Source organism: Streptomyces sp. NBC_00249 (assembly GCF_026342355.1).
In the GTDB taxonomy this organism is placed as follows: Bacteria; Actinomycetota; Actinomycetes; order Streptomycetales; family Streptomycetaceae; genus Streptomyces.
Genome location: NZ_JAPEMV010000010.1, coordinates 75,137 through 90,843, shown reverse-complemented (window position 1 = coordinate 90,843; position 15,707 = coordinate 75,137). Strand labels below are relative to the sequence as shown.

Annotated in this window: 14 protein-coding genes and 1 tRNA gene; 7 read left to right on the top strand and 8 right to left on the bottom strand. The window is 71.2% G+C overall.

The window, feature by feature from the left end:
- The first annotated feature begins 201 nt into the window (after window positions 1-201).
- Window positions 202-1,584 (top strand): cyclopropane-fatty-acyl-phospholipid synthase family protein, encoded by a 1,383-nt coding sequence (locus OOK31_RS34270; protein WP_267091308.1) that lies wholly within the window; start codon window positions 202-204, stop codon window positions 1,582-1,584.
- Between the two features lie 62 nt (window positions 1,585-1,646).
- Here the strand turns inward: OOK31_RS34270 and OOK31_RS34265 are convergent, their stop codons facing one another.
- Both OOK31_RS34265 and OOK31_RS34260 read right to left on the bottom strand, forming a co-directional pair.
- A complete protein-coding gene (locus OOK31_RS34265) occupies window positions 1,647-4,190 on the bottom strand; it encodes an ABC transporter permease (RefSeq protein ID WP_267091307.1) in 2,544 nt (847 codons plus the stop codon).
- A gap of 105 nt (window positions 4,191-4,295) precedes the next feature.
- Complete coding sequence (locus tag OOK31_RS34260) at window positions 4,296-5,060, bottom strand: ABC transporter ATP-binding protein (protein WP_267091549.1); 765 nt, start codon at window positions 5,058-5,060, stop codon at window positions 4,296-4,298.
- Window positions 5,061-5,522: 462 nt separating this feature from the next.
- Here OOK31_RS34260 and OOK31_RS34255 point away from each other — a divergent pair.
- Together OOK31_RS34255 and OOK31_RS34250 are read left to right on the top strand one after the other, a co-directional pair.
- Window positions 5,523-5,604 (top strand) — tRNA-Leu (locus OOK31_RS34255).
- Window positions 5,605-5,741: 137 nt separating this feature from the next.
- Complete coding sequence (locus tag OOK31_RS34250) at window positions 5,742-6,596, top strand: Bax inhibitor-1/YccA family protein (RefSeq protein ID WP_267091306.1); 855 nt, start codon at window positions 5,742-5,744, stop codon at window positions 6,594-6,596.
- Window positions 6,597-6,747: 151 nt separating this feature from the next.
- Here OOK31_RS34250 and OOK31_RS34245 read toward each other — a convergent pair whose 3' ends face one another.
- Together OOK31_RS34245 and OOK31_RS34240 are read right to left on the bottom strand one after the other, a co-directional pair.
- Window positions 6,748-6,978: a DUF4287 domain-containing protein gene (locus OOK31_RS34245; protein ID WP_267091305.1), complete on the bottom strand. Its 231-nt coding sequence runs from the start codon at window positions 6,976-6,978 to the stop codon at window positions 6,748-6,750.
- A 42-nt stretch (window positions 6,979-7,020) separates the two neighbouring features.
- On the bottom strand, window positions 7,021-8,316 hold the full coding sequence (locus OOK31_RS34240; protein WP_267091304.1) for an RNA-guided endonuclease TnpB family protein: 1,296 nt from the start codon (window positions 8,314-8,316) through the stop codon (window positions 7,021-7,023).
- Between the two features lie 125 nt (window positions 8,317-8,441).
- Between OOK31_RS34240 and OOK31_RS34235 the strand changes: the two genes are divergently transcribed.
- Window positions 8,442-8,789, top strand: a complete 348-nt coding sequence (locus OOK31_RS34235; RefSeq protein WP_267091303.1) for a hypothetical protein — start codon at window positions 8,442-8,444, stop codon at window positions 8,787-8,789.
- Here OOK31_RS34235 and OOK31_RS34230 read toward each other — a convergent pair.
- From OOK31_RS34230 to OOK31_RS34220, 3 genes are all read right to left on the bottom strand, one after another.
- On the bottom strand, window positions 8,773-9,576 hold the full coding sequence (locus tag OOK31_RS34230; RefSeq protein WP_267091548.1) for a hypothetical protein: 804 nt from the start codon (window positions 9,574-9,576) through the stop codon (window positions 8,773-8,775). The genes OOK31_RS34235 and OOK31_RS34230 overlap by 17 nt on opposite strands.
- 406 nt (window positions 9,577-9,982) lie before the next feature.
- Window positions 9,983-11,203 (bottom strand): acetyl-CoA C-acetyltransferase, encoded by a 1,221-nt coding sequence (locus OOK31_RS34225; protein ID WP_267091302.1) that lies wholly within the window; start codon window positions 11,201-11,203, stop codon window positions 9,983-9,985.
- 113 nt (window positions 11,204-11,316) lie between these two features.
- A complete protein-coding gene (locus tag OOK31_RS34220; RefSeq protein WP_267091301.1) occupies window positions 11,317-12,330 on the bottom strand; it encodes an SGNH/GDSL hydrolase family protein in 1,014 nt (337 codons plus the stop codon).
- Window positions 12,331-12,464: 134 nt separating this feature from the next.
- Between OOK31_RS34220 and OOK31_RS34215 the strand changes: the two genes are divergently transcribed.
- Both OOK31_RS34215 and OOK31_RS34210 read left to right on the top strand, forming a co-directional pair.
- Window positions 12,465-13,847 (top strand): cystathionine beta-synthase, encoded by a 1,383-nt coding sequence (locus tag OOK31_RS34215; protein WP_267091547.1) that lies wholly within the window; start codon window positions 12,465-12,467, stop codon window positions 13,845-13,847.
- A gap of 68 nt (window positions 13,848-13,915) precedes the next feature.
- Window positions 13,916-14,056, top strand: coding sequence for a hypothetical protein (locus OOK31_RS34210; protein WP_267091300.1), 141 nt, complete (start codon window positions 13,916-13,918; stop codon window positions 14,054-14,056).
- Between the two features lie 256 nt (window positions 14,057-14,312).
- Here the strand turns inward: OOK31_RS34210 and OOK31_RS34205 are convergent, their stop codons facing one another.
- Window positions 14,313-14,693, bottom strand: a complete 381-nt coding sequence (locus tag OOK31_RS34205; RefSeq protein ID WP_267091299.1) for a hypothetical protein — start codon at window positions 14,691-14,693, stop codon at window positions 14,313-14,315.
- Between the two features lie 165 nt (window positions 14,694-14,858).
- Between OOK31_RS34205 and OOK31_RS34200 the strand changes: the two genes are divergently transcribed.
- Window positions 14,859-15,701: a MurR/RpiR family transcriptional regulator gene (locus OOK31_RS34200; protein WP_267091298.1), complete on the top strand. Its 843-nt coding sequence runs from the start codon at window positions 14,859-14,861 to the stop codon at window positions 15,699-15,701.
- Window positions 15,702-15,707 lie beyond the last annotated feature (6 nt).

Here is a 15,707-nt window from a genome sequence, read left to right as displayed (position 1 = left end):
GTCTGACCCCGAGTACCTCCGCGTGTCCCCGAAGGGGCCGCCCGCCATCCGTGGTGCGGGCGGCCCCTTCGGCGTGTCCCGGGCGCGCGGGCGGGTCGCTGGAGTACCTCTGGAGTGCCCCTGGAGGCCCCGGGCGCCACTGATTGCCCCGGCCCCGGAGTGGGTAGGCCGTCCGGCCGGAGCCTTCTGGAGGTGCCTACGATGACCGACGCCGCGCCGCGGCTGGCCGCAATCGCCGAAACCCTGCTGGGCGCCCCCCTGCCCGTCCGCATACGGGCCTGGGACGGCAGTGAGGCCGGCCCGGCCACCGGGCCCACCCTGATCCTGAACCACCGGCGCGCCCTGCGCCGCGTCCTGTGGAAGCCCGGCGAACTCGGGCTCGCCCGCGCCTGGGTCGCCGGGGACCTCACCGCCGACGGCGACCTCTTCGAACTGCTGGACCGCGTCGGCGGGCTGCTCTGGGAACGCGAGCCCGCCCCCGCCCCGGCCGCCCTCCCCCCGCGTACCGGGCTCGCCAAACTCGCCGCCCTGCGCCCCCACCTGCCCGCCCGGGCCTCCGGCGCCGCCGGGACGGCCGCGCTGCTGCGCGACCCGGCCGCACGGGCCGCCGTACGGGACCTCGTGGCCCTCGCCCGCCCCTGGGCCGCGCCCGCGCCGCCCGCCGAGGAGGCACCCCGCCGCGGCGGGGTCGCACACTCCAAGATCCGCGACCGCCAGGCCATCAGCCACCACTACGACGTCGGCAACGAGTTCTACGCCCACGTCCTGGGCCCCTCGATGGTGTACTCCTGCGCCTACTGGAGCCCCGGCGGCACCCTGGAGGACGCCCAGCGCGACAAGCTCGACCTGGTCTGCCGCAAGCTCGGCCTGAAGACCGGCGACCGGCTCCTCGACGTCGGCTGCGGCTGGGGCTCCATGGCCCTGCACGCCGCCCGCGAGTACGGCGTCCGGGTCACCGGCATCACCCTCTCCCGCGAACAGGCCGCCTTCGCCCGCAAGCGGATCGCCGAAGAGGGCCTGACCGACCGGATCGAGATCCGCGTCCAGGACTACCGCGACGTCAAGGACGGCCCGTACGAGGCCATTTCCTCGATCGGCATGGCCGAACACGTCGGCGCCGACCGCTACCGCGAGTACGCCCGCACCCTGTACGCCCTGCTGAGCCCCGGCGGCCGGCTGCTCAACCACCAGATCGCGCGGCCCCCGGAGCCGGACGAAGAGGCGTACCGCATCGACGAGTTCATCGACGCCTACGTCTTCCCCGACGGGGAGCTGTCCCCGCTCGGCACCACCGTCGGCGAACTGGAGCGGGCCGGCTTCGAGGTCCGCGACGTGGAGGCGCTGCGCGAGCACTACGCGCTCACCCTGCGGGCCTGGGTGGCCCGGCTGGAGGAGCACTGGGAGGACGCCGTACGGCTCACCTCGCCCGGCCGGGCACGGGTGTGGCTGCTGTACATGGCGGCCTCCGCCCTCGGCTTCGAGCACGGCCGCCTGGGCGTCAACCAGGTCCTGGCGGTCCGGCCCGCGCAGGGCGGCGGCTCGGGGCTGCCGCTGCGCTCCCGGGCCTGGGGCGCCGGGCAGTGACGCCGGAAGGGCCCGGGGCGTGGCGCCCCGGGCCCTTCCGTGTCCCGCTCCCGCTACGGGGGTTACTCGGTCTTGATGGCGGTCAGCATGTTCAGCCGGGCGGCGCTGCGGGCCGGCCACATGGCGGCCAGGACGCCGACCAGTCCGGCGAGGGCGAAGAAGATCCCGATCCGGTCGAAGGGGATGACCAGCTCGTAGCCCGGGATGGCGCCTGCGATGGTCCGGCCGCCGGCCCAGGCGAGGAAGACGCCGACACCGATGCCGAGGACCGCGCCGAAGAGGGAGATGACCACGGCCTCCAGGCGGATCATGTTCTTGACCTTGCCGCGGTCGAGGCCGACCGCCCGCAGCATGCCGATCTCCTGCTGGCGCTCGTAGACGGACATCGCGAGGGTGTTGACCACACCGAGGACGGCGATGATCAGGGCCATGCCGAGCAGGCCGTACATGACGTTCAGGGCCATGTTCATCTCGCCGGCCATCTCGTTGCGGATCTCCTCCTGGGTGGAGACCTTCACGGCCGGGTTCTTGCCGAGGGCGTCGATCACGGACTGCTGGTTCGCCTTGGAGGAGCCGCCGTCGGTCTTCACGAGGACCTCGGGCAGGTACTGCATCTCGTTGTGCGAGGCGAGGATCTTGTTGTCGAGGACGTAGTCCGACAGCTGGCCCTTGTTCTCGAAGAGCGCGCCGACCTGGAGCTTGCCCTTCTGGCCGTCGTCGTACTGGACGTCGAGGGAGGAGCCGACGGCCAGACCCTTCTTCTTCGCCTCCTCGGCGGAGACCATCAGCTTGCCCTGGCCGAGGGAGGCGAGGTCACCCGCGGTGGTACGGACCGTCAGGACCTGCGGCAGGGCCGCCGGGTCGACGCCGTTGACGCCCTGGTGGCCGCCGCCGAGCTTCACGTACTCCATGGTCTTCGGCGAGACCGCGGTGACGCCCTTGCCCTTCGCCAGGGCGGGCAGCACCGACTTGTCGAGGTTCATGCCCTCGCCGGCCATCGTGACCTTGTAGTCGGCCTTGATGTTCTGGACGCTCGCCTTGTCGACGGCCTGGCCGACGGTGATGCCGATGACCGACATCGCGGTGACCAGGGTGAGCCCGATGGTCAGGGAGGCGGCGGTGACGGCGGTACGGCGCGGGTTGCGGACGGCGTTGAGCGCGGCGAGCTTCCCGGAGACCCCGAAGACCTTCTCGAGCAGCGGGCGGATCAGCGCGATGACCGGGCGCGACAGCATCGGCAGCAGCACGAACAGACCGATGATCAGGAAGAACGCACCGCCCGCGATGGTCGTGCGGCCGTCGCTCTTCTGGCCGGCGCCGAGCAGGACCAGGCCGACACCGACGACGGCGAGGACGCTGCCGATGGAGTTGCGCAGCACCAGGGACTTCATGGTGGCCGGGAGGTGGGCGCTGCCCATGGCGGCGACCGGGGCGATCTTGGCGGTGCGGCGGGCGGGCAGCCAGGCGGCGAGCATGGTGACCACGACGCCGATGACCAGGGCGGCCACGACGGTCGTCGGGGCGATGATCAGCGCGCCGGCCGGGATCTTGGCGTCGAAGAGGTCCATCGCGGAGCGCATCGCGACCGCGAGGCCGATGCCGGAGACCAGGCCGATGACCGAGGAGACGGCGCCGACGACGGCGGCCTCGGCGAGGACGGAGCGCTTGACCTGCCCGCGGTGGGCGCCGACGGCGCGCAGCAGGGCGAGCTCCTTGGTGCGCTGCGCGATCAGCATGGTGAAGGTGTTGTAGATCAGGAAGATGCCGACGAAGAGGGAGACGCCGGCGAAGATCAGCAGGCCCTGGCTCATGCCCTGCATGGCCTTCTCGATGAACTTGGCCTGCTCGGCGGCGAGCGCGGCGCCGGTCCTGGCGTTGGAGCTCTCGCCCAGCAGGGGCTTGATGTCGGCCAGCAGCTGGTCGGCGGTGGCGCCGGCCTTGGCGGCGACGGAGAGCTCGCTGTAGAAGCCGGGCTGGAGGTACAGCTCCTGGGCGATCTTCGTGTCGAACAGGACCAGGCTGCCGCCCGCGTTGACCGCGCCGTCCTCGGTGGTGAAGACGCCGGAGAGGGTGAACTCCTTGACCGGGCCGTTGGTGGCGACGCGGATCTTGTCGCCGGTCTTGTAACCGCCCTTGGCGGCGCTGTCCTTGTCGAGGGCGACCTGATCGTCGCGGACCGGGCCGGAGCCGTCGGTGAAGGTGTAGCGCGGGTCCTTGCCGTCCTTGACGGGGGCGAAGTTGGAGCCGGCGTTGGCCCAGCCGCTGCCGATCAGCTTGCCGTTCTCGTCGCCGACGCCCGCGAAGCCGGTGACCCGGCCGGAGACGGAGTCGACGCCCTTGACGGCCTTGATCTTCTCGAGGGTCTGCTGGCTGATCCCGGGATCGCCCTGCTTCTGGCCGTCCTCGGAGCGGCCGGGGCCGTGGTCGGTGACGGAGACCGCGACGCCCTCGTAGGACTTCGCGGACTGGTTCGACATCGCCTTGCTGAGCGTGTCGGTGAAGACGAGGGTGCCGGAGACGAAGGCGACGCCGAGGGTGACGGCGAGCACCGTCATCAACAGCCGGGCCTTGTGCGCGAGGACGTTGCGCAGGGCGGTACGGAACATGGGGATCTCAGTCCTGGGGCTGGAAAGTCTGGAGGAAGCCCCGGGCGGCCACGGGGGCCTCGCGGGGGCTTCGGAGGGCTTCGGGAGCCGCCGGGCGGCGCCGGTTCAGCTGGTGCGGCCCTTGGCGTCGAAGGCCTTCATCCGGTCGAGCACGCCGTCGGCCGTGGGGCTGAGCATCTCGTCGACGATGCGGCCGTCGGCGAGGAAGATGACGCGGTCCGCGTAGGAGGCGGCGACCGGGTCGTGGGTGACCATCACGACGGTCTGGCCGAGCTCGCGGACGGAGTTGCGCAGGAAGCCGAGGACCTCGGCGCCGGAGCGGGAGTCGAGGTTTCCGGTGGGCTCGTCGCCGAAGATGATCTCGGGGCGGGAGGCCAGGGCGCGGGCCACGGCCACGCGCTGCTGCTGGCCGCCGGAGAGCTGCGTCGGACGGTGGGAGAGCCGGTCGGAGAGGCCGACCATGGCGATCACGGTGTCCAGCCACTGCTTGTCGGGCTTGCGGCCCGCGATGTCCATGGGCAGCGTGATGTTCTCCAGGGCCGTCAGGGTCGGCAGCAGGTTGAAGGCCTGGAAGATGAAGCCGATCTTGTCGCGGCGCAGCTGGGTCAGCTGCTTGTCCTTGAGGCTGCCGAGCTCGGTCTCGCCGATGCGGACCGAGCCGGAGGAGAAGGTGTCCAGCCCGGCGACGCAGTGCATCAGCGTGGACTTGCCGGAGCCGGAGGGGCCCATGATCGCGGTGAACTGGCCCTGCGCGAAGTCGACGGAGACGTTGTCGAGTGCGACCACCTGGGTCTCGCCCTGGCCGTACACCTTGGAGAGGCGGTCGGCGCGGGCGGCCACGGCCTGGGTGGTGTGCGGGGCGTAGTTCATGGCGGTCACGGAGGTACTCCTGTCGAGCGGCTGCTGCCTGGGGCGGGACCCTCCCATCGTCTCCGCGCCCACCCCCGCCGGGGATCAGCCCCGGTGCCCGTTCGGTGGCCCACTGGAGTCTGACCGGCGGAGGCGCGGAGTCCTCCTCTGGTATGACAGGGCCCCCGAGAGCCGGCCGTGCGCCGCGGCCGCGGCCGGGGCGGTCCGGGGCGGTCCGGGGGGTGGCACACGGGGTGGTCCGGGGTGGCGGACGGGGTGGCGCGCGGCAGCGAAATTCCGTCAATCCCACGGCGGGGGGCAGCCTCGCCCGGAGCGGTGCCACCGCGACTTATCGGCTCTGACGCCCCCTCAAGCGCCAATAAAATCAGACAACATCGGATAGACGTCCGTCTGTCGTCCTGGGGGTTCCGGATAGGGTCGGCATAGCGTTCAAGGCTTTTCTACGGGGGCCCGCTGCGCCTTGCCCGGATGGTGGAATGCAGACACGGCGAGCTTAAACCTCGCTGGCCCTCGGGCCGTGCCGGTTCGAGTCCGGCTCCGGGCACTTCAGCGGCTCCCTCCGTTTATCCACTGCGGTTCGCCGCCACTTCTCCTAAGATCCTCCTCCAGCAGTAGGGTGCTTCCTTTGCGAGCGCATTACTCTGAGAGCAAGGCTGCGCACCGTGGCCATGGAGGAGTGAGATGAGGAGCAGTAACCCGGTCTTCTCGCGACGGGGGTTCAGCCGCGACAACGGCGGCTACGCGGGCTTCGAGGCGCAGCACGCGCAGGCCGGGACCGCGACCAACCCGTACGCGACGAATCCTTACGCCACCGACCCGGCCACCGGCATGCCGGCGGCCCCGGTGCGCGGCAACGCGATGACCATCGACGACGTCGTGACCCGCACGGCCATGACGCTCGGCACCCTGATCGTCACCGCGACCATCGCCTGGCTCGCCCTGCCGGTCGACCCGGCCCGTCTCGGCGTGTCGTACGGCATCGCGATCGGCTCCGCCCTCGTGGCGTTCGTCCTCGCGATGGTCCAGAGCTTCAAGCGCAAGCCGTCCCCCGCGCTGATCCTCGGCTACGCGGCGTTCGAGGGTGTCTTCCTCGGCGTCATCAGCATGGTCACCAGCACCTACATCAGCCCCGGCGTGGTCGTCCAGGCCGTCCTGGGCACGATGTGCGTCTTCGGCGCCGTGCTGTTCGCGTACAAGATGCGCTGGATCCGCGTCACCCGCCGGTTCACCGGCTTCGTGATGGCGGCCGCCCTCGGCTTCGTCCTGCTGATGGTCGTGAACTCGCTGTTCATGCTCTTCGGCGGCGGTGACGGCCTCGGCTTCCGCAGCGGCCCGCTGGGCATCGTCTTCGGCATCATCGGTGTCATCCTCGGTGCCTGCTTCCTCGCCCTGGACTTCAAGCAGGTCGAGGACGGCGTGACCTACGGCGCCCCGCGCGAGGAGTCCTGGCTGGCGGCCTTCGGCCTCACCCTGACCCTGGTGTGGATCTACCTGGAGCTGCTGCGCCTGTTCCAGATCCTCTCGGGCGACGACTAGTCGTACCGGTAGACGCATGGGGAAGGCCCCGCGAGCACGCCGCTCGCGGGGCCTTCCCGCATCTCGGGGACGTCGGGTCGGGGACGGTCCGGGTCGGGGACGTTCGGCTCGGGGGAGGGGAGTCGGGGGACGGACCCCGGGGGACGGCCGCTCAGCCGAACCGGCGGGCCGCTCTGCGCAGGTCGTACTCGTGGATGATCGCCTTCGCCTGGCCGTACGACAGCTCGTGCGCGCCGCGCAGCCAGCTGACCTTCTCCTCGAACCGGACGAGGGAGGGGCCCTCGTCCACGGCGCGGAGCCAGTCGGAGATGTCACGACCGGTGGCCTGGGGGATTCTGTCGATCATGTTGCGGTGGGTCTGCTCGGAGAACTCTACGGACATGGGCGCCTCCGGAAGGTTTGCCGTGCTGTCGTGCTGTTCCCTTCACGTCACCGTGCCGGAGAGTTCGCCCGTTGGCAATGGTGCCGGGGCGCCGCTTGACGTGCTCCCAGGTCGAAGGCCTGGGATTCCTGCCACGGCCGGGTGGCCGTCTGGGTGGCTTCCTGCTTCACCGCGCGGTGCCGGGACTCTCGTCGCGGTCTGACCTGCGCTCCACGAGGCGTTTAGCCTGTCCGCACGCCCGGCGGCCAGGGTGTTGATCGCTGCGTTCTCGTCCCGGTCGTGGACCGTCCCGCACTGCGCGCACGTCCATTCGCGGACGTGGAGCGGCTTAGGGCCGTCTCTGTGGCCGCATGTGGAGCAGATCTGGGAAGTCGGCTCGAAGCGGCCGATCCTCCCGAAGTGGCGGCCGTGCTTTGAGGCCTTGTACTCCAGCATGCTTACGAAGGTGCCCCAGCCTGCGTCGTGCACCGACTTGGCGAGCCGGGTCCGGCCGAGGGCGTGCACCGCGAGGTCTTCTACGTACACCGCTTGGTTGTCGCGGATGATCTGTGTGGACGCCTTGTGGTGCCAGTCCCGCCGTCGGTCGGCCACTCGCGCATGCTGCCGGGCGACCTTGATCCTGGCCTTCGCCCGATTCCTCGACCCCTTCACCTTCCGCGACAGATCACGCTGAAGCCGCTTCAGCTTCTTCTCCGCCCGCCGTAGGAATCGTGGGGAAGAGATCTTCGTACCGTCGGAGAGGACGGCGAACGTCGTCAGGCCGAGATCGATTCCGACCTCGGTGTCCAGCTCCGCAAGGATGTTCGGCTGGGTGTCGACGACGAAGCTGGCGAAGTACCGCCCCGCCGCGTCCTTGACGATCGTCAGGGAAGTCGGATCGGCCGGTAGTGGCCGCGACCACCGCACCCTCAGGTCGCCAATCTTCGCCACGTACACCCTGCCGTTGGCCCTCACGGTGAAGGCGTTGGTGTTGAGGCGGATCGACTGACGGGCGTCCTTCTTCGACTTGAACCGGGGAGGCGCAACCTTCCAGCCTGGATGTCCGCCGGAGATCGACTCGAAGAAGTGGGTGAACGCGCGATCGAGATCGCGTAGGGACTGCTGGAGCACGACAGCCGATACAGCAGCCAGCCAGTTGCGTGCCTCGGTGCGCTTGGCCTGGGTGATGTACACCTTCGACAGCTCGGACGACGACACGTATGGCCGACCCTCCGCCTGTGCCTTGCGGCGAGCCCGCAGGCAGTCGTTCCACACCACGCGGGCACACCCGAACGCCCGCGTCAGGGCGTGACGCTGACCGGCGTCCGGGTACACCCGGTAGTTGTAGCGCAGCTGCAAGCGAGGGACGGTATGCCCCTCCCTCGCCTTCATGTACGAAGACAGCTGCATTGATCTGATTTTTCTTGGTCTGACGACTTATGTGAGATAGCTGCTCGCACGGGATCGCCGGTAAGGTCGGCCGCGTGCTGGATACCTCGCCCCTGAGCGCCGCCGTGGAACGATTCGCCGACCGGCTGCGGGCGGCCCCGCAGAGCCGCCTGACGCGCGGCGCCGCCGCCGAGGCGCTGGAGCTGGCCCGGGAGCTCGCCGTCCGCGCACAGCGCCTGGAGGACCCTCGGGGGGCGGCGCCGGCGCGGCGGATGCCGGACGCGGGCGTCTTCGTCGTCGGGGACCAGGTCGCGGTCGCCGGTCAGGACCTCGCCGAGGCCCTGCGCGCCCTGAAGGAGGGCGACAGCACGAAGGCCCCGTCCGAGATGCTGGACGAGGCCGTGGCGCTGGTGGAACAGGCGGAAGTCAGAGCGATGCGATGACGCGGTCCGCGAGGATGTAGACGTTGCTGTCGGGGTCCTCGGCGTCACCGCAGGAGAAGGTCAGGGCGTAGGCGCCCGAGATGCCCGAGCCGCCCAGCAGCACCGGAGCGGTACCCGAACGCAGGGCGTGCGCCAGCCGCTCCGCCGTCTCCCGGTGGCCCGGGGTCATGCACAGCGTGGTGCCGTCGGTGAACACGTACACGTCGAGGGTGCCCAGCGGGCCCGGGCGGACGTCCGCGAGGGCCGTACGGGCCTCCGCGAGCTCCTCCAGGCGGCTGACCGTGCGCTCGTGGTCGGCGCCGGGGTGCGCCTGCACCGGGACGAAGTCCGGGTGCGAGGGGTGGCGCCGGCGGGCCGCGGCCAGCTCGGCCGAGTCCTCCGGGTACTCGTCGGCGAGGTCGTCACCGAGCACCGGCTCCAGCCCGACCATGTCCGCCTGCCGGGGCAGGAAGACCGGGCTGTCCTCGCCGAGCCCGGGCAGGCCGCCCAGCAGCGACGGGGCGTCGGCGGCGTCACGGGCCTCCTGCGCGGCCCAGAAGGCCCGCGCCTCGGCCAGCTCGCGCTCACGCTCCTCGGCGAGGGCTTCGGCCACGGCGGCTCGTATCTCGGCGGCGGGCGACTCCACGGCGCCGCGGGCGTGCGGGACGGTCGCGGCACGCGGGTGGGCCGACACCGTCAGCTCACCGCGCAGGGCCGTGACCTGCTTGCGCAGTCCGTGTACGGCGTGCAGCGCAGCAGCGCCCACGGCCGTGGCAGCGGCCGTGGTCAGCAGCAGGGCAAGAGACATGGCGCTCACTGACTAACTCCTGATTGATTCGATCCCCCGACTTCCTACATCAGCTTGTCCTGTGCTGGGAATGGCGTGCAGTGCATTACGTCATGAATTGGACAGGTCTTTCGTCCTTGCGGGACCCGGGGGATACCGTCTGACCTGCGTAAATACCGATCCCCCAGGACAAAGGTCACATCCTGGGGGAGATTCGGTCACAGGTCGGCCGCGACGCGATTAGATTCGACGCCAGTACACCGCATCGATCTAGAGGATTCCTTGCGGGGCCTGGGTGCGGTACTGGAGCGGGTAGCGGAGGTCCTACCCTCCGCTACGACGCGGCCAGTATTAGCTCAGCCGCTCGATCTTGTGGTCGCGCTGAGCTTCGCCACCGCTGCGGGCAGGTGCCACCCTCCGCTACGGCTCAGCTCAGCCGCTCGATGACCATCGCCATGCCCTGGCCGCCGCCCACGCACATGGTCTCCAGACCGAACTGCTTGTCGTGGAACTGCAGGCTGTTGATCAGGGTGCCGGTGATGCGGGCACCGGTCATCCCGAACGGGTGACCGACGGCGATGGCCCCACCGTTGACGTTCAGCTTGTCGAGCGGGATCTCCAGGTCCCGGTACGACGGGATGACCTGCGCCGCGAAGGCCTCGTTGATCTCGAACAGGTCGATGTCGCCGACGGTCAGACCGGCCCGCTTCAGGGCCTGCTTCGACGCCTCGACCGGGCCCAGGCCCATGATCTCGGGCGAGAGGCCGGTGACACCGGTGGAGACGATCCGGGCCAGCGGGGTCAGGCCCAGCTCCCGCGCCTTGGTGTCGCTCATGATGACGAGGGCGGCCGCGCCGTCGTTCAGCGGGCAGCAGTTGCCGGCCGTGATCAGGCCGTCGGGGCGGAAGACGGGCTTCAGGCCCTGGACGCCCTCCAGCGTGACACCGGCGCGCGGGCCGTCGTCGGTGGAGACGACCGTGCCGTCCGGGGTGGTGACCGGGGTGATCTCGCGGGCCCAGAAGCCGTTCTTGATGGCCTCTTCGGCCAGGTTCTGCGAACGGACGCCGAACTCGTCCATGTCCTGGCGGGTCACGCCCTTCAGCCGCGCCAGGTTCTCGGCGGTCTGCCCCATCGCGATGTACGCGTCCGGGATCAGGCCGTCCTCACGCGGGTCGTGCCAGGAGGAGCCCGTGCTCTGCGCGACCTCGGCCGTACGGGCCTCCGCGTCCGCGAACAGCGGGTTGTGGGTGTCCGGCAGGCCGTCCGAGGAGCCCTTCACGGAACGGGAGACCATCTCGACGCCCGCGGAGATGAAGACGTCGCCCTCGCCCGCCTTGATGGCGTGCAGGGCCATCCGGGAGGTCTGGAGCGAGGAGGAGCAGTAGCGGGTCAGTGTCAGGCCCGGCAGGTGGTCCATGCCCATCTGCACCGCGACGATCCGGCCCAGGTTGTGGCCCTGCTCGCCACCCGGCAGGCCGCAGCCCAGCATCAGGTCGTCGATGTCGCGCGGGTCCAGCCCGGGAACCTTCGCCAGGGCGGCCTGGATGATCGTCGCCGTCAGATCGTCCGGCCGGACGTCCTTCAGGGAGCCCTTGAAGGCGCGCCCGATGGGAGAGCGGGCGGTGGAAACGATGACGGCTTCGGGCATCGGGACTCCAAGGGGTGCGTCGTTGCGGGACCGCAAGCGAAGTTACCGCTCCGTACGGTCGAGGTCATCGGCCTGGGCATGTGATGCCGGTGACGTTTTCCGGAGCCGGGGCCTCAGACCGACTCCGGGGTCGGGGCGGAGGCTTCCGGGAGGTCTTCGGCCGGGACGCGCCGGCGCCGGCGGTGTTTGAGGAGGGCCCAGGGGCCGCGGGCGCCCGTGACCTCGGTGCCCGCCTCGCCGGCGGCGGCGGAGGCCGCCTTGGCCACCAGCAGCATGTCCTCGTCCCGGGAGACGTCCAGGCGGTCCGACTCCGGCCACAGGCCCAGCGCCGCGCACAGGGTGGGGAGGACCGCCATCGCGGCGGTCGCGTACCCCTCCGCCGAGGGGTGGTAGGAGTCCGGGCCGAACATCTCGCGCGGGTTCGCCGCGAACTCCGGGCCCAGCAGGTCCCCCATGGACAGGGTGCGGGCGCCCAGCGCCACCACACCGATCGTCTGCGCGGCGGCCAGCTGCCGCGAGACCCGCCGCGCCATCCACCGCAGCGGCTGGTAGACCGGCTCGATCGTGCCCAGGTCAGGACAGGTCCCGACCACCACCTCCGAGCCCGCCAGGCGCAGTCTTCGTACCGCGGAGGTGAGCAGGCGCACCGACTGCGTCGGCGGCATGCGCCGCGTCACGTCGTTCGCCCCGATCATGATCACGCACACGTCCGGGGGCGGCCCGTCCCCGTCGAGGAGGAGGCCCACCTGACGGTCCAGGTCGTCGGACATCGCCCCGGACAACGCCACGTTGCGCAGCTCCACCGGCCGCTCCGCCACCGCCGCCAGTCCCGAGGCCAGCAGCGCGCCCGGCGTCTGACGGGCCCGGCGCACACCCAGGCCGGCCGCCGTGGAATCACCCAGCATGCCCATCCGCAGCGGGCCCGGACTCAGCTCGGGACCGCCGAACTCGCCCCCGTACAGCCCGTCGGCGCGCGGCGGATCCGGCAGCCCGGTCCCCACCGTCCGCTTCGCGAACTGCACCTCCGCGAGCACCAGTCCCACCGCGGCGGCCCCGACCAGCCCGAGTCCGCCCCCGCCGTACGCTGCCCCCGCCGCGATCCGGCGGGCCGTTCTCGCCCTGGACACCCTTCAGGCCACCTCGATTCCGTCTCGGGCCTTGTTGACCTTCCTGCCCCGTACGGCCGGTCGGCCAATCCCTTTCCGCATACTCTGGCCGGACCTCCCGGAGAACCCGTGGAGTCCCCTCCTTGGAGAACATGGTGCAATTCCACGACTCGATGATCAGCCTCGTCGGCAACACCCCGCTGGTGAAGCTCAACCGTGTGACCGAAGGCCTGCAGGCCACCGTCCTTGCGAAGGTCGAGTACTTCAACCCCGGTGGATCCGTGAAGGACCGGATCGCCGTCCGGATGATCGAGGCCGCCGAGCAGAGCGGTGCCCTCAAGCCCGGCGGCACCATCGTGGAGCCGACCAGCGGCAACACCGGCGTCGGACTCGCCATCGTGGCCCAGCAGAAGGGCTACAAGTGCATCTTCGTCTGCCCTGACAAGGTGTCCATGGACAAGATCAACGTGATGCGCGCGTACGGCGCCGAGGTCGTGGTCTGCCCGACCGCCGTCGACCCCGAGCACCCGGACTCGTACTACAACGTGTCCGACCGCCTCGCGCGCGAGCCCGGCGCCTGGAAGCCCGACCAGTACAGCAACCCGAACAACCCCCGTTCGCACTACGAGACCACCGGCCCCGAGCTGTGGGACCAGACGGACGGGAAGATCACCCACTTCGTCGCGGGCGTCGGCACCGGCGGCACCATCTCCGGCACCGGCGGCTACCTCAAGGAGGTGTCCGGCGGCAAGGTCAAGGTCATCGGCGCCGACCCCGAGGGCTCCGTCTACTCCGGCGGCTCGGGCCGCCCGTACCTCGTCGAGGGCGTCGGCGAGGACTTCTGGCCGACCGCCTACGACCGCAACGTGACCGACGAGATCATCGCGGTGTCCGACAAGGACTCCTTCCAGATGACCCGCCGCCTCGCCAAGGAGGAGGGCCTCCTCGTCGGCGGCTCCTGCGGCATGGCCGTCGTCGCCGCGCTCCGCGCCGCCGAGGGCCTCGGCCCCGACGACGTGGTCGTCGTCCTGCTGCCCGACAGCGGCCGCGGCTACCTCAGCAAGATCTTCAGCGACGAGTGGATGGCCGGACACGGCTTCCTGGAGGAGGCCGGGCCCGCCGCGCGCATCGGCGACGTCCTCGCCGACAAGGAGGGCGGCATCCCCTCCCTCGTCCACATGCACCCCGAGGAGACCGTCGGCGAGGCCATCGAGGTCCTGCGCGAGTACGGCGTCTCGCAGATGCCCATCGTCAAGCCCGGCGCCGGCCACCCTGACGTCATGGCCGCCGAGGTCATCGGCTCCGTCGTCGAGAAGGAACTCCTCGCGGCGCTCTTCGCGCAGCGGGCCTCCCTGACCGACCCGCTGGAGAAGCACATGAGCTCCCCGCTGCCGCAGGTCGGCTCCGGCGAGCCCGTCTCCGAACTGATGGCGGTGCTCGGCGAGGCCGACGCGGCGATCGTGCTCGTCGAGGGCAAGCCCACCGGTGTGGTGAGCCGTCAGGACCTCCTGGCGTTCCTCGCCAAGGGCGCGAAGTAACACCCTTCGCGCAAACGGTACGGGCCCGACACGTAGCGGCAGCACCGGCTTAACACGGTGCGGGCACAGTGGTGGTTGTCGGCGGGGAACACCGGGAGACCGGACACCCGGCCGACACCACGAACGGCGTCCACGCAGCTCCGGAGCGGCTCCCGGACCGCGAGGCCGCCAAGGACGCGGACGGCCCTGACCCGGCCCGTGTCCCGTGAGGGGACCGCCGTCGTCCCGCCCCCTGGGCAACCAGGGGTGCCGGCGGTCCCCCTTTTTTTCGGCTCGCGGTGCGAGCCGGGGCCGCCCGAATCCTGCCTCGACGGCGCCGCGCCCAACCCGCTGCGTCGGCCAAATAAGCCCCTCCGGCATTTGAGGAGCGGGGGTCCGGGGGCTGGCCCCCGGGAACGGACCCGCACCCGGACGGCGACGGTGGGCGGGCCTGGAGGCCTGGGCGCAGCCCGGGGTCGTGCGGGATCAGCCGCGGGGGTTCGCGTCGCCCCGGCGGAGCCGATGGGCCAGGTTGACGCCCACGATGCCGCCCCAGGCGACCAGCAGCCCGCCGAGCCCCGCCTGCGCGGCCCCGATCGCGGACAGCGGGATCGCCAGCACCAGGGTCACGACGGCGAAGCCGAAGCGTTCCGCGAGGCCGCCCTCCGCCGCCCAGCCCGGCTGCGTCCCGCCCCGGGCGGTCAGCAGGCGTTCCTCGGCGAGGCGCCGGCGGACCTGTGTGTCGATCTTCTCGACGAACGACTCCACCAGCGCGGCCTCGTACTCGGGACCCAGCTCGCGCCGGGCGTCGAGGGTCGCGGCGAGTTCCTTCTTGAGCTCCTGGGCCTGCGGCGAGAGGGCTGTCATGACCCCCACCGTAGGAACCGGCGGAGCCCCCCGCACTGGGGTTAGCCCCCGTATCTCCGGGGTGCGCGGGTCCGGATCGCGGGCGCGGGTTGCCGAGCTGCATAACCACATGCAGAGTGCAGCGTGACTGAATATCTCACCGGGGACGGGACGGAGGGGACGGCTATGAGCGACAGCCCGGCCGCGCGGCTGCAGAAGCTGTTCGAGGGGCACCGGCTGACGCCGACCCAGAGGCGCATCGCGCACTGCATGGTCCGCGGCGCCGCGGAGGTGCCGTTCCTGTCGAGCGTGGAACTGGCCGAGCTGGCCGGGGTGAGCCAGCCGTCGGTGACCCGCTTCGCGGTGGCCCTGGGCTTCGACGGGTACCCGGCGCTGCGCCGGCACCTGCGCGAGGTGGCGCCCGCCGGGCGGCCGGAGCCGGTGCGCGAGGAGTCGTACAACGAGTACCAGCAGGCCGTCCAGGGGGAGATCGAGAACCTGCGGCGGCTCGCGGCGATGCTCGCCGACCCGGCGCCCGTCGAGGAGGCCGGCCGGGTCCTGGCCGCCTCGCGGCCGCTGCCGGTGCTCGGGCTGCGGGCGGCGTCCTCGCAGGCGCGCGGGTTCGCGTACTTCGCGGGGAAGGTGCACCCGGACGTACGGCTCCTCGACGAGGGCGGCTCCATGCTCGCCGACCGGATCGACGCGGCCGCCTCGGCCGGGGCCTCCGCGCTGCTGTGCTTCGCGCTGCCCCGCCACCCCCGTGAGGTGGTGGAAGCCCTGGACCACGCCCGCGCGGCCGGGCTGACCGTGGTGACGGTCGCCGACTCGGCCTTCGCGCCCGTCGCCCGCAGCTCGGACCTGCTGATCCCGGCGCCCGTCGGGACGGGGCTGGCCTTCGACACGGCGTGCGCGCCGATGCTGCTGGGGCGGGTGCTGCTGGAGGCGATGGCGGACGCGCTGCCGGACGCCCAGGCACGACTGGAGGCCTTCGACGCGCGGGCCGCGGCGCGCGGGCTGTTCGTCGAGTAGGCCGGG

Excerpts from the sequence above, each read along its gene's own strand:
- OOK31_RS34270 (WP_267091308.1), top strand. The coding sequence starts at position 202 with ATGACCGACGCCGCGCCGCGGCTGGCCGCAATCGCCGAAACCCTGCTG.
- OOK31_RS34265 (WP_267091307.1), bottom strand. The coding sequence starts at position 4,190 with ATGTTCCGTACCGCCCTGCGCAACGTCCTCGCGCACAAGGCCCGGCTG.
- OOK31_RS34260 (WP_267091549.1), bottom strand. The coding sequence starts at position 5,060 with ATGAACTACGCCCCGCACACCACCCAGGCCGTGGCCGCCCGCGCCGAC.
- OOK31_RS34250 (WP_267091306.1), top strand. The coding sequence starts at position 5,742 with ATGAGGAGCAGTAACCCGGTCTTCTCGCGACGGGGGTTCAGCCGCGAC.
- OOK31_RS34245 (WP_267091305.1), bottom strand. The coding sequence starts at position 6,978 with ATGTCCGTAGAGTTCTCCGAGCAGACCCACCGCAACATGATCGACAGA.
- OOK31_RS34230 (WP_267091548.1), bottom strand. The coding sequence starts at position 9,576 with ATGTCTCTTGCCCTGCTGCTGACCACGGCCGCTGCCACGGCCGTGGGC.
- OOK31_RS34225 (WP_267091302.1), bottom strand. The coding sequence starts at position 11,203 with ATGCCCGAAGCCGTCATCGTTTCCACCGCCCGCTCTCCCATCGGGCGC.
- OOK31_RS34205 (WP_267091299.1), bottom strand. The coding sequence starts at position 14,693 with ATGACAGCCCTCTCGCCGCAGGCCCAGGAGCTCAAGAAGGAACTCGCC.
- OOK31_RS34200 (WP_267091298.1), top strand. The coding sequence starts at position 14,859 with ATGAGCGACAGCCCGGCCGCGCGGCTGCAGAAGCTGTTCGAGGGGCAC.